General features: G+C 57.2%; 8 protein-coding genes and 2 rRNA genes. 4 read left to right on the top strand and 6 right to left on the bottom strand.

What is annotated here, in order from left to right:
• Positions 1-29: 29 nt before the first annotated feature.
• Entirely contained in the window at positions 30-2906 is a 2877-nt protein-coding gene (uvrA, locus tag ACESWY_RS02670) for an excinuclease ABC subunit UvrA (RefSeq protein ID WP_373093962.1), read from the bottom strand.
• A gap of 193 nt (positions 2907-3099) precedes the next feature.
• Here uvrA and ACESWY_RS02665 point away from each other — a divergent pair, with 193 nt between their 5' ends.
• From ACESWY_RS02665 to ACESWY_RS02650, 4 genes are all read left to right on the top strand, one after another.
• On the top strand, positions 3100-5253 hold the full coding sequence (locus ACESWY_RS02665; RefSeq protein WP_349125625.1) for an LTA synthase family protein: 2154 nt from the start codon (positions 3100-3102) through the stop codon (positions 5251-5253).
• 145 nt (positions 5254-5398) lie between these two features.
• Positions 5399-6229: an Mrp/NBP35 family ATP-binding protein gene (locus ACESWY_RS02660; RefSeq protein ID WP_250787734.1), complete on the top strand. Its 831-nt coding sequence runs from the start codon at positions 5399-5401 to the stop codon at positions 6227-6229.
• Positions 6230-7501, top strand: coding sequence for an NAD(P)/FAD-dependent oxidoreductase (locus ACESWY_RS02655; protein WP_118081923.1), 1272 nt, complete (start codon positions 6230-6232; stop codon positions 7499-7501).
• Positions 7502-7581: 80 nt separating this feature from the next.
• The gene (locus ACESWY_RS02650) at positions 7582-9222 is read left to right on the top strand and encodes an NAD(P)/FAD-dependent oxidoreductase (protein WP_373093965.1); all 1641 of its coding nucleotides are present in this window, start codon (positions 7582-7584) and stop codon (positions 9220-9222) included.
• Between the two features lie 53 nt (positions 9223-9275).
• On the opposite strand, the gene uvrB is transcribed toward ACESWY_RS02650, so the two are convergent.
• The 5 genes from uvrB to ACESWY_RS02625 form a co-directional block, all read right to left on the bottom strand.
• A complete protein-coding gene (uvrB, locus tag ACESWY_RS02645) occupies positions 9276-11516 on the bottom strand; it encodes an excinuclease ABC subunit UvrB (RefSeq protein ID WP_373093967.1) in 2241 nt (746 codons plus the stop codon).
• Positions 11517-11567: 51 nt separating this feature from the next.
• Positions 11568-12149, bottom strand: coding sequence for a lytic transglycosylase domain-containing protein (locus ACESWY_RS02640; RefSeq protein WP_373093969.1), 582 nt, complete (start codon positions 12147-12149; stop codon positions 11568-11570).
• Positions 12142-12783 carry a dephospho-CoA kinase gene (gene coaE / locus ACESWY_RS02635; protein ID WP_373093971.1) on the bottom strand — a complete coding sequence of 214 codons (642 nt, stop codon included), beginning with the start codon at positions 12781-12783 and terminating at the stop codon, positions 12142-12144. The genes ACESWY_RS02640 and coaE overlap by 8 nt, the downstream gene beginning before the upstream one ends.
• Before the next feature lie 192 nt (positions 12784-12975).
• Positions 12976-13091: ribosomal RNA gene (gene rrf / locus ACESWY_RS02630) — 5S ribosomal RNA — on the bottom strand.
• Positions 13092-13238: 147 nt separating this feature from the next.
• A 23S ribosomal RNA gene (locus ACESWY_RS02625) occupies positions 13239-13366 on the bottom strand; the annotation flags it as partial.

The following is a 13366-nucleotide window of genomic DNA, read 5'->3' as shown; positions in this document are numbered from 1 at the left end:
GGCGCTCATGTTTCAAAAACACCTATGTATTAGGCATCGAGTTGCGCTTGACGCTCCTTATCGCGTTTGAGCAACGGCGCCAAGAACTTGCCGGTATAGCTCTGCGGGCATGCCGCAACCTGCTCTGGCGTACCCGAGACCACGACAGTTCCGCCACCGTTGCCACCCTCGGGACCCATATCGATCAGACGGTCGGCGACCTTGATGACATCGAGGTTGTGCTCGATCACCAACACCGTATTGCCCGCATCGACTAGACGTTGCAACACATCAAGTAACTGGCGAACGTCCTCAAAATGAAGACCGGTCGTAGGCTCGTCCAAAATATAGAACGTCTTACCCGTCTGACGGCGATGAAGCTCCTTGGCGAGCTTTACGCGCTGCGCCTCACCACCCGAGAGCGTCGTGGCGGGCTGGCCCAAGCTCACATAACCTAGGCCGACGTCATACAGGGTTTGAAGCTTTCGCTTGATCTGCGGAATATTCCCAAAGAAAGCCAGTGCCTCGGCCACGCTCATGTCAAGTACGTCCGAGATAGTCTTGCCACGATAGGTAACCTCGAGCGTCTCGCGGTTATAGCGCTTGCCGCCACAAGCCTCGCAGGGAACATAAATATCGGGAAGAAAGTGCATCTCAATCTTGATCTGGCCGTCGCCCTTGCACGCCTCGCAGCGTCCGCCGCTCACATTAAAGGAGAAGCGTCCCGGCGAGTAGCCACGCGCCTTCGACTCCGGCGTGCTCGCAAACAGCGCGCGCAGATCATCCCACAGGCCAATATAGGTCGCAGGGTTCGAACGCGGCGTGCGACCGATCGGCGACTGGTCAATGTCGATCACCTTATCGATGCACTCGATACCGTCGATTTTTTTGAACGGGCCCACGGGGCGCGTAGAGCGATGGATAGCGTTGGTGAGGGCAGGCGCAATCGTATCGGTGACCAAGGAACTCTTTCCCGATCCCGATACGCCGGTTACGACGGTAAGCGTGCCAAACTCAATCTTGGCGGTAACGTTTTTGAGGTTGTTGGCACATGCTCCCGTAATCTTAAGACAGCCACGTCCGGGGTTGCGGCGTTCATTGGGAACTCGAATCATTCGCTTGCCGGTCAGATAGGCACCCGTCATTGATTCGGGGCACGCCATGATGTCAGCGGGCGTTCCCGCGGCGACCACTTGCCCGCCGTTGACGCCCGCGCCTGGCCCCATATCGATCACATAGTCGGCAGCGCGAATCGTGTCCTCATCGTGTTCAACGACGATAACGGTGTTGCCGATATCGCGCAGGCGCTCGAGTGTCTTAATCAGCCGCTCGTTGTCGCGCTGGTGAAGACCAATCGAAGGCTCGTCCAGAATATAGAGAACGCCCATGAGGCCCGCACCGATCTGCGTAGCCAGGCGAATGCGCTGCGCCTCACCGCCGGAAAGCGTCGCCGAAGCACGATCGAGCGTCAGATAATCAAGGCCGACATCAACCAGAAAACGCAAGCGTTCCAGGATTTCCTTGACGATACGACCGCCGATGAATTGTTGACGCTCTGTGAGCTCAAGGTCCTCAAAAAACTCGAGCGACTCGCGGCACGACAGGCAGCAAACCTCATAAATGGACTTGCCGCCCACGGTGACGGCGAGCATCTCGGGGCGCAGGCGAGCACCATGGCAGCTCGAACACGGCTCCTCGCGAATGTACTTCTCCAGGCGCGCCTTAGTGTTCTCGTTGGTCGTCTCGGTATAGCGCTCGTACAGGATATTGCGCACGCCCGAAAACTTGGTGTCCCACTGGCTGCGACGACCGTCGAGCTTTTGATAGTCGACCGAAATCTTCGTGTCGCCCATGCCATCCAAAAACGCACGACGCACCCGCGGGGGCAGGTCCTCCCATGGCGTATCGGCACTCACCTTAAAGTGTTTGCAGACCGCAGCAAAAATCTGCGGATAATAGTTGGAGTTGCCGAACAGGCTGCCAAAGACTCCGTCGACAATCGACTTTGAGGGATCTTCAATCAGTGCCTCGGCATCGACTGTCTTTTTAAAGCCCAGGCCATCGCACTCGGGACATGCACCATAGGGCGCGTTGAACGAGAAATCGCGCGGCTGCAGGTCATCGATGGAATGCCCGTGCTCCGGGCACGCCAGAGCCAACGAATACTCCAGCAGCTCGCCCTCGGTTCCCTCGGGAGCATCGCGATCGGGCAGCATGTACACGTTCACATTGCCGTGTGCCAAGGCAGTCGCCTGTTCAACCGACTCGGCGATACGGCCCAGAGAGTTTTCCCGAATCACGATGCGGTCGACTACGACCTCGATATCGTGCTTGAACTTTTTGTCCAGATCGATGGGGTCGTCGAGCGAGCGTACTTCGCCGTCGACACGCACGCGGCTAAAGCCCTCAGCCCGAAGATCCTCGAACAATTTTGCGTACTCGCCTTTGCGCCCGCGCACCACCGGTGCCAGCACAAACGCACGACGACCCTCTCCCGCTGCCAGGACCTTATCGGCGACCTGGTCGGTGGTCTGGCGCTCGATAACGCGACCGCACTCGGGACAGTGCGGCGTGCCCACGCGTGCAAAAAGCAAGCGAAGGTAGTCATAAATCTCAGTTACAGTACCCACCGTCGAGCGCGGATTCTTGGACGTCGTCTTCTGATCGATCGAGACGGCCGGCGAAAGGCCGTCGATCGAGTCTAGATCGGGCTTGTCCATCTGGCCTAAAAACTGGCGCGCATAACTCGACAGGCTCTCCACGTAGCGACGCTGACCCTCGGCATAGATCGTGTCAAACGCCAGCGAGCTCTTGCCCGAGCCCGAAAGACCGGTAATGACCACGAGCTCGTCGCGCGGGATGGAAACATCGATATTGCGCAGGTTGTGTTCGCGCGCACCACGGATAACGATAGAAGAATCAGACATGGAAGCTCCTTGCCTCCTATAACCTCAAATCACACTGTCGATGAGTTTAACGCACTCAACGCGCACAGATGTTCGTAATACAAGATTCGCAGACCTTTTGCTTTGCGTGTCGGGTGCTTTGTTTCTCGAAATGCCGTGGAAAGGTTAGAGTAATCTAAAACTGAACTTAATTTGCTGTAACAGAGGAACGTCCATGACCGAAGATATCCCCCTTGAAATCACTTCGAGTGGCATGGCCAATCTGCCCATATTCATCGCCGTCCTTATCGTGGCCGCCGTCGTCGTGCGCGTGTATTTTTCAATCAAACACAACGAAAAACCGCCCATTGCCCGCGTCTTTTGGTGCGCGATGCTCCTCATCCCGCTCGGCATGGTAGCTGCATGGATTACGAATCAATTGCTCGTAAATGAGGACTGTTCCCTATGGGTCCTTTCTTATTCGGCGCTCGGTGCTGCCGCTGTCATACTTCTTGTCGAGCCCTTGGTTTCGGGACTTATCGACCAAACCGATCTTGCGACGGGAACGGTTGCCTGTATTTGCCGCGACATCCTTGTCGTCGCCGCTGTTTCAGCGCTCTCGTTCGTTTCACTCGAAATTGCCTGCAACGAAACGTTCTATCGCATTCCCGCCAACTCATTCGGGTTTTCCGTTGGGCTGCTCGCGACGGTTCTGCTCTCCCTTTATTTGCTGGGACAGCGTCATGGAGGAGTCATGGCCCTCGTGCCCGTCGTCTGTTGTACCCTTGGCATTGCCGAGCACTTCGTCATAACGTTTAAAGGCGAGGCCATCCTGCCGAGCGACATTTTGGCATTGGGCACCGCAATGGAAGTAAGTGAGGGATATGAGTTCACCTTCACTGCAGGAATCGTAACCTCACTCGCCCTGCTGGAGATTTCCCTGGGGCTTCTTTCGCTTATCCGACCGCGAAAGCTCCGTACGCCCGCCCATGTCTTCCCCGCAATCGCCGCTAACCTCTGCGCTTTTCTGCTAGTGACCGTTGTGGGGCTCTTGGGCTTTTCCAACATCGACTTGGAGCAGTCGCTGGATTTTGGATTTGACCGTTGGCAGCCCATCACCACGTATGCGTCTCAGGGTTTTATCACTTCGTTCACCGAAATGGTCAACGAGTTGCCCATTGAAAAGCCCGAAGACTATACGCCCGATGAGGCGCAGAGCATCGAGCAGGAGCTCGCCGCCGCCTACGACAGCACGTATGGCTCGAGCGAGCAGCGCGCGGCGGCCGTTGCCCAGTTCAATGAAATCAAGCCGACGATTGTTGCCGTCATGAACGAGAGTTTTAGCGACCTTTCGTGCTTTGAGCAGCTCCAGGCGGCCGGGTACACCGGTCCCGCATTCTACAACTCGCTTCCCGACACACTTGTTCGCGGCACCATGCTCGCTTCGGTCACCGGTGGCGGAACGGCGAACTCCGAATTCGAATTTTTGACCGGAGCGACAACGGCCTTTGTCGGATTAGGCAAAATCCCCTATCAGCTGTATCAGATGAATGGCGTCAACAGCCTGGCAAAGGACCTTAAAGAGCTCGGGTATACCACTACCGCTATGCACCCGCAAAACCCCGTCAACTACCATCGAGATAAAATCTATCAGCAGCTGGGTTTTGGAGACTTTCTTTCAATCGGCGATTTCGAAGGTGCGCCCTATTACCATGCCGGCGTATGCGACTACGCCACCTACGACAAGATACTCGACCTGCTCAGAACCGACGAAGCCCCGCAGTTCATCTTTGACGTCACGATGCAAAATCACGGCGGCTACGACTATGGCACCGTTCCCGCCGAAGAGCTGACAAACTATTGGGTCGAGGGAGCCAGCGAGGGCGCCAATAGCGCGCTCAATACCTATCTCACCTGCATCAATGCATCCGACCGGGACCTCGAGTACTTTATCAACGAGCTCCGCAATATCGGCAGACCGGTTGTTCTTGTCTTTTTTGGCGACCATCAGCCGAGCGCCGCAACGACTCTCAACGACGAGCTGTACCCTCAGGAAGATACGGCAAGCCACGCTTTCCGTATCTATCAGTCGACCTATTTCGTCTGGGCTAACTATGAAATCGCCGGCAATACCGAGCTCAACGTCTACGACACCGTCGGGGCAAACGAGATTGCAGCTATTACCCTTAATAAGATCGGCGCCCCGCTCACTGACTATCAAAAGGCCCTGCTTGCAACAAGGTCAGATGTGCCCACCATCAATGTCGCCGGCTATCTTGGTGCCGACGGGCTGCGCTACGACTTGGAATCTGAAGACAGCCCATACGCCTCGACGATCGACAAGCTGCAGCGCATGCAATACCTCGAGTTCGCCAGCAAAGTTCAGTAAGCCCGCCCATTCGCTTGGACCCATCGTATTGCAAGCACGCTCGGCCCAAATGCATCGCAAATGACTCCCGCTCGCAAACGAGGGTACAATGACGCTCGTGTCACATCGCGGGGCCCCGGCCCCAACATATACAAAGGAGTCATACATGGGTTGCGAGCACGCACAAGCAGCCGGCGGACAATCAACGCCGTCGCAATTTGAAGAGAATACGCTGTCGGAGGTCAAGCGCGTTATCGCTGTGCTTTCCGGCAAGGGAGGCGTCGGCAAGTCGTTTGTGACGGGCGCCATCGCAACCGAGCTCGCCCGCCGCGGCAACAAGGTTGGCATTCTCGACGCCGACATCACCGGCCCCTCCATCCCCAAAATGTTCGGCATGAGCGGACGCCATGTCCATGCCCTCGGCAACCTCATGCTGCCCGAGATCTCCGAGCACGGCGTCAAGGTCATGAGCTCCAACCTGTTGCTCCAAAACGAAACCGATCCCGTCCTTTGGCGTGGCCCGGTTATCGCGGGCGCCATCAGGCAATTCTGGAGCGAGACCTCGTGGGGCCCCATCGACTACCTGCTGGTCGATATGCCTCCGGGAACGGGTGACGTCGCGCTCACCGTTTTCCAATCGCTGCCCGTCGATGGCATCGTCATCGTCACGAGCCCGCAAGACTTGGTCTCGATGATCGTCGCCAAGGCAGTCAACATGGCCGAGAAGATGAACGTCCCTATTCTGGGCATTGTCGAGAACATGAGCTATATCGAGTGCCCCGACTGCGGCAAGAAGATCGAGGTCTTTGGTAAGAGCAAGCTCCCCGAAGTCGCCGAGCGCTACAACCTCGACATCTTGGGTCAGCTTCCCATCAATCCGTCACTCGCCGAGGCCTGCGATAAGGGTGAAGTCGAGACCGCACTGCCCGATGACATGCTGCCCAAGGCCGTCTCCGCCGTTGAGGCCATCGCCCCGCACAAGACAGACGAGGCCTAAGTGAACGCAAGCGCCTTCTATGACGTCTTGGTGATCGGCGGCGGGGCCTCGGGCCTCGCCGCCGCCATTACGGCGGCGCGTGTCGACAAAAGGGTCTGCGTCGTCGAGCGCGACGTCGCCTGCGGTCTCAAGCTGCTCGCAACCGGAAACGGCCGCTGCAACCTCTCAAACGAATCCATCGACATTCGGCGATATAACCGCCCCGCCTTTGTCGAATCCATCATGGGCCCCCAACCCGAGCAAGATCTCGAGAGTTTTTTCTCCTCGCTGGGCATCATGACGATCCGTGAGGAAGGCCGCCTATACCCGCGCTCCCTTCGCGCCGAGTCGGTTCGCGATGCACTCCTCAATGCATGCGAGCGTTTGGGCATCACCCTACTCTGCGGAACTAACGTCATTGCGGCTCATAAGGCTTCCGAAGGCTGGACGCTTCAGATCGACCGTCCCGCTCATGTACTCAAACCCAAAAAGCACGGCGACCGAAAGACGGAGCTCCGTTCGCTTCGAAAGGCGTTAGCCGATACTCCTCGCACGAGCGATGCCCTGCAGGCAAGGGCCGTGGTTATCGCTACGGGCGGCAACCCCACCGGCATCGCCGAGGTGTTTAGCCTTCCCTTGACGCCCCTGCGCCCCGTCCTGTGCCCCGTATCGGCATCAGTCGTCGGCGACCGGACGGCACTCGGAACTCTGGATGGTCTGCGCGTCCGAGCCCGCTTAACGCTCTCGCGCAGCCACGAAGAGCTCTGGCGAGAAGATGGCGAAGTGCTGTTCCGTGCCTTCGGCATCTCAGGCGTCGCCGCCTTCAATCTCTCTCGCCGTATCAACCAGGGCGACACTGTTCTGATCGACTTCTTTCCAGATTTCTCCAAAGATGAGCTGCTCGATACGCTCGAGCAGCGTGTCAACGTGCTCGGCGATTTTTCGCCCCGAAACTCCCACTGGCTTGACGGCATGCTCGCCCCGCAGCTCTCACACGTCGTCTGTACGGCATTCGAGCGGTGCCATCCCGGCTCGCGCGATGTCATCCACCTGGTCTCGATCCTCAAGCACTTTAAACTGTCCGTCGAAGGGACGGCAGAGGAGCGCTCAGCACAGGTCACGCGTGGCGGCATATCTATCGAGTGCGTCTCGACACCCAATCTTTACGTGAACAGCACCACAGGCGCCCCGCTTTACGTCTGCGGAGAAGCGCTCGACATCGACGCCGATTGCGGAGGCTTTAACCTTGCGTGGGCCTGGATCTCGGGTATTCGCGCTGCAAGCAGCCTGTAGCCGCGCAGTCTATAATCAAAAACGCATTCGGGCCGTCTGGGATACCGGACGGCCTCTTTCTTGCCTCTAAGGAGACCTCGATGATCGAAATCACCCAAGTCAACGCGTCGCTCGATGAAGCCGGCGATGAGAGTGCCTGTCTCATTGTTGGCAAGCGAGTCGCCAAGCGCGTCCTACGTTGCAAGGACTCCGAGATCAAGTCCATCGAGCTCCACCGAAAGTCAATCGACGCCCGTAAAAAGCGAGATGTTCATTTTATTTTGAGCTTTCGAGTTGAGCTGACAAGCTCCCGACTCGAACAGGAAGTGGTCGACCGCGTCGCCGAGCGCAACCGCTCGCGCATCCGCATGGTTGACGGCGAGGCTCCTTCATTCCCCAACCCCGTCCCGAATGCACCCAAGGGGCGTCCCGTCGTTGTCGGCGCCGGTTGCGCCGGTCTCTTCGCCGCCCTGACCCTTGCCGAAGCGGGCCTTAAACCCCTGCTCATCGAGCGCGGCGACCCGGCATTTCGCCGCTCACATGCGATCGACCTCTTTCTAAAGGAGCGCATCCTCGACCCCGAGAGCAATATCCAGTTTGGTCTGGGCGGCGCGGGGACCTTCTCGGACGGCAAGCTCAATACGGGAACCAAAAATCCCGCCCATCGCCTTATCCTCGAGACCTTCGTCGAAGCGGGCGCTCCCCGCGATATTCTATGGGATGCAAAACCGCATATTGGCTCCGACATCCTCCCCGCCGTCGTTACCAGCATCTCCCAGCGCATTGAACAGCTCGGAGGAACCGTTCGCTATCGAACGAAACTCGTTGACATTCACACTGACACATCTGGCGCCATTGTCGGTATCGACATCCAGTCGTCCCACGACGCGACAAGCGAGTCAATCAACACAAAGCATCTCATCCTTGCTTGCGGTCATTCTGCCCGCGACGTATTCGAGGTTCTCAAAACCCATGATGTCGCCCTCGCTCAAAAGACGTTTGCCATGGGCGTTCGCATCGAACACCCGCAGTGTGATATCGATCGGGCGCAATATGGCCCCGCGGCGGGTCATCCCGCGCTCGGAGCAGCCCCCTATAAGCTCGTTACCCATCTTCCCAACGGCCGCAGCGTATTCTCATTCTGCATGTGTCCTGGCGGACAGGTTGTCGCAGCCTCTTCAGAGCCCGGCCATCTGTGCGTCAACGGCGCCAGTCTCAACGCCCGCGCCGGCCGCAACGCAAACGCCGCTCTCCTCGTTAACGTCACGCCCGACGATCTCCCCAGCGACGATCCTCTTGCAGGCGTAGAACTCCAGCGCATTTGCGAGCGGGCTGCCTATCACCTTGGCGGCTCCAACTGGAACGCACCGGCACAGCTCGTCGGCGATTTCCTTGCAGAACGCGCCAGCACGACATGCGGCAAGGTAAAGCCCACCTATCCGCTCGGCGTGACTTGGACAGCAATCGATGAGTCATTGCCGCAACATATCATCGAGTCGCTTCGTCTGGGAATTCCCTTACTCGGCAAAAAACTGCGTGGCTACGACCATCCCGATGCCGTCCTCACCGGTGTTGAGACACGCTCGAGCTCTCCGGTCACCGTTACTCGAGACCGTCAATGCCACGCTGTATCGACCCCGGGGCTCTACCCTTGCGGCGAGGGGGCCGGATATGCCGGAGGAATCATGAGCGCAGCTACCGATGGCATCCGTTGCGCCGAAGCCATCATTGCTGATCTCTAGTCCACTAAATAGCACTGCCCCCGAACTCCGCGAGGAGCTCGAGGGCAGTGCTTTTATTTCTTAAACCGCGCACCCTGGCGTTTTCTGCCCGAAGCGAACGTAGAGCCTTTGCGGGCCTGCGAGCGCAAGCGCTCAATCGTCTCGTCCTCAGTCGCACCCTCGAGCATCGCCCTAATCTGAACGACTGCATCGCGCAGACGCGCTGCTTCCTCGAAGTCCATGGCAGCAGAAGCATTGCGCATATCTTCCTCCATGGTTTCGACGATCCGCACAAGTTCATCATGTGGAAGTTCCTCGAGCTGCTCAGCTAGTGTCTGCTCGGACGATACCGTCTCCGGCGCAGCACCCTCGCCGTTTTCATCGGGCGTATAGAATGCGCCATGGCCAAGAGAGTCGCCCTTCGAGCGCCCCTTGGAACCCACGGTTTTTTCGGCCTCGGCAATAAAACTTGAGATGTCATTGATGGCCTTGCGCACTGTCTTGGGCACAATGCCATGCTCTTCGTTATATGCCATCTGAATCTCGCGACGGCGCTGCGTCTCCTCGATGGCCTCTCTCATCGAATCGGTCACAACGTCTGCATACATGATGACTTCGCCATCGGCGTTACGGGCCGCACGACCAATCGTCTGAATCAGTGAACGGCGGTTGCGCAAAAAGCCTTCCTTGTCGGCATCGAGAATCGCCACCAGCGAGACCTCGGGGAGGTCCAGGCCCTCGCGCAGCAGATTGATGCCCACCAGAACATCAATTTTGCCCTCGCGCAGCGTTCGCAGGATTTCGACACGGTCCATTGTCGCCGTATCGGAGTGCATGTAGTTGACCTTAATGCCAGCGTCGAGCAGGTGGTCGGTAAGGTCCTCTGCCATGCGTTTGGTCAGCGTGGTCACCAACACGCGTTCCTTGCGGGCCACACGCTCGCGAATCTCATCCTCGAGATCATCGATCTGGCCGCGAACCGGACGTACGTCAATTTTGGGGTCGAGTAGACCGGTCGGTCGAATGATCTGCTCCACATCGTTTTGACTCACACGCAGCTCATAATCACCTGGCGTTGCCGAAACATAGATGAACTGGGGGATCCTCGCCTCAAACTCATCAAATCGGAGCGGACGGTTATCGAGTGCCGAGGGCAGGCGAAAGCCGTGCTCCACCAAGGTCACCTTACGCGAACGATCGCCCTCATGCATACCGCGGATCTGCGGCACCGTCACATGGCTCTCGTCGATGATGCAGAGCATATCCTTGGGAAAGTAATCAATCAAAGTAAAGGGAGGCTCGCCCGGCTTGCGGCCATCCAAATGGCGCGAATAGTTCTCGATGCCGTTACAAAATCCCATTGTCTCGAGCATCTCAAGATCGTAATCGGTGCGCTGCTGCAGACGCTGCGCCTCGAGCAACTTGTCGGTCGCCTTGAGCTCTGCCACACGCTTCTCGCACTCTTCGCTAATCGATTTAAGGGCTGCCTTGACCTTGGGTTTCTCGGTCACATAATGCGATGCCGGCCACACGGGAATAGCCTCGTATTCACGAAGCATCTCGCCGGTGACCTCATCGATTTCGGCGATAAGCTCGACCTCATCGCCAAAGAACTCAAACCGCAACGGATGCTCGGCATAGGGCGGATACACGTCGACGACATCGCCACGCACGCGAAACGTACCGCGCGCCAGGTCATAATCATTGCGATCGTATTGAATATCGATGAGCGCATGGATAAAGTCATCACGCTCGAGCGGCACTTTCTTGTCGACATTCGGCGCCAGCCCCGCATAATCCTCAGGAGAGCCAATACCATAGATACAAGACACCGATGCAACGACGATCACATCACGTCGAGAGAGCAGCGAGGCGGTCGCCTGATGGCGCAGCATCTCGACTTCTTCGTTGATCGAAGAATCCTTCTCGATATAGGTGTCGCTTTGCGGCACATACGCCTCGGGCTGATAGTAATCGTAATACGATACGAAATAGACTACGGAGTTATTGGGGAAAAACTCCTTGAGCTCGCTTGCAAGCTGAGCGGCAAGGGTCTTATTGGGAGCCATGACAAGCGTCGGCTTACCCAAGGCCTCAATGGTTTTGGCCATCGTAAAAGTCTTACCCGAACCAGTCACACCCAGCAAAACCTGATAACGGTCTCCGTCCCTCACGCCCTGCACAAGCGACTCAATGGCCTTGGGCTGGGAACCGGCAGGCTCATAGGGAGAAACGACTTCAAATGGCACCTCAGAGCCCTCAACGCCAAAGCGTTTAAGTTCACCGCCAACGCGCTCTACTTCAAATTCCGCCATGGATACTCCTAACTCATACATCTGCAGTATACGCAGGCGGTGGGCTTAGTCCTATACGAACCGATCGGGATAGAGAGTCTTATAGCGAACCCAGGCATTATTGACGCGGATCAGATACGCCTGCGTCTCGGGAAAGGTAATCGCGTTGTGAAGCGATGTGTCCTGCTGTGCCCAACCGTCCACATTACCCATGCCGGCGTTATATGCGGCAATAGCGCTGTCCGTCGACCCGTTAAAATACGTTAGAAGATACGAAAAATACGCACAGCCAAACTCGATGTTCGTAGCGGGATCGTTAAGGTTGTCGGCTGAATACTCACTACCATCGACAAGACCCAAGGCAATCATATCCTGGGCAGTCTCAGGCATCAGCTGCATCAATCCCCGAGCGCCTTGATTCGACTCAGCCTCGGGATCCCAATTCGATTCAGACTTTATGACAGCACACACCAGATACGGATCAAGATTGTGCGAAATGCTCGATTGCTTTACATATGCCTCATAGTCAATCGGATACAAAGGCTTAAAGAAGGCGGCAGGGGCATACGAGTAGACGAGCGAAATAAGGCCGAAGACGAACACAACGACAATTGGCGCCACGCGATACCACGTAAAGAAACGTGTCTTAGGCATCGGCCTCCTCCTTATCCGCTACATCCCCGAAGCCATGGCGCGCAAGCCATGCGTCCAGTTGTTCATAGAGCGAATTATCGCCTGCCGCATTATCGATTACCGTCGTAGCGAGATTGCAAAGCGAAGCCTCATCAGGTTGGCATGCAGAGCGAGCATCAAAATCAGAGGACCCCATACCACGATGAATGGCACGCTCGCGACGAACTGCTAAAGGAGCGCTGATAACCAGAATTTCATCAGCCAGGCCAAAAGCATCCTCAAAACCAGTCGGGGCAGAAACCTCGACAACCGCAAAGGGATAACGGGGGGACGAAACCGTGCAGCAAACCGGATCAAGAATCCTCAGCGACAACTGATCGATAAGGACCGGATGGACAATACCGTTGAGCCGAGCGACGGAATCAGGAGAAACAAAAGCTCGAGAGGCTAAAACGCTGCGACGAACGCCGCCCTCCTCGTCAAGAATGTCCCAGCCAAATTCCTCAGCGAGTGCGCCAACGAGATCAGAACCCGGAACATATAACGATTTTGCGAGATCATCCAAATCAATGAGCATGGCGCCGCGAGACTCAAGATAGCGACAGGCGGTCGACTTACCCGAAGCAATATTGCCCAAGACAAAAACGGTAAACATCAAGTCCTCCCTAACGCCAATGGGAGTTATTATCGCGCAAATACAAAAGAAGGACTCAAAATACAGCCAAACAGTAAGACAAGCTAAACGAAGGCGAGTTCTTGTATTACAGCTCTCTATCAAACGAAAAAAGGGGGAGGCCGCGAGGCCTCCCCCTTCTACATTCCCAATGGCGGCTCGGTGCCGTCCACCGGTCAGCGGCGCCCTGGCCTCCCACGGGCTGACCCCGCAGTACTCTCGGCGCGATGGGGCTTAGCTTCCGGGTTCGGAACGGGACCGGGCGTGCCCCCCATGCTCTGGCCGCTGACCGGTGGGCGGCGCCCACCGTTACGGTGTCCTGGGTCGATATCGCGTGCCCTGGGGGCCGCATGGCGTATAGGAAAGGTCTGACTCGGGGGCATCCTCGTGCCCGGACCGCGCCTAAGAGCGCTCAGTCCCGCGGGCCGCGAGGTGCGGTTCCGGAAGAGCTCGGGCGATTAGTGCGGCTCGGCTGAGGACGTCGCCGTCCTTGCACCTGCCGTCTATCGACCAGGTAGTCTACCTGGGCCCTTACCGGAAGGAGAACTGATCCCTGGAACGGCTT

The sequence above is a fragment of the Collinsella aerofaciens ATCC 25986 genome, assembly GCF_964237925.1.
In the GTDB taxonomy this organism is placed as follows: domain Bacteria; phylum Actinomycetota; class Coriobacteriia; order Coriobacteriales; family Coriobacteriaceae; genus Collinsella; species Collinsella aerofaciens_BJ.
The sequence above is the reverse complement of the archived record's forward strand: the minus strand, read 5'-3'. Positions and strand labels throughout refer to the sequence as shown.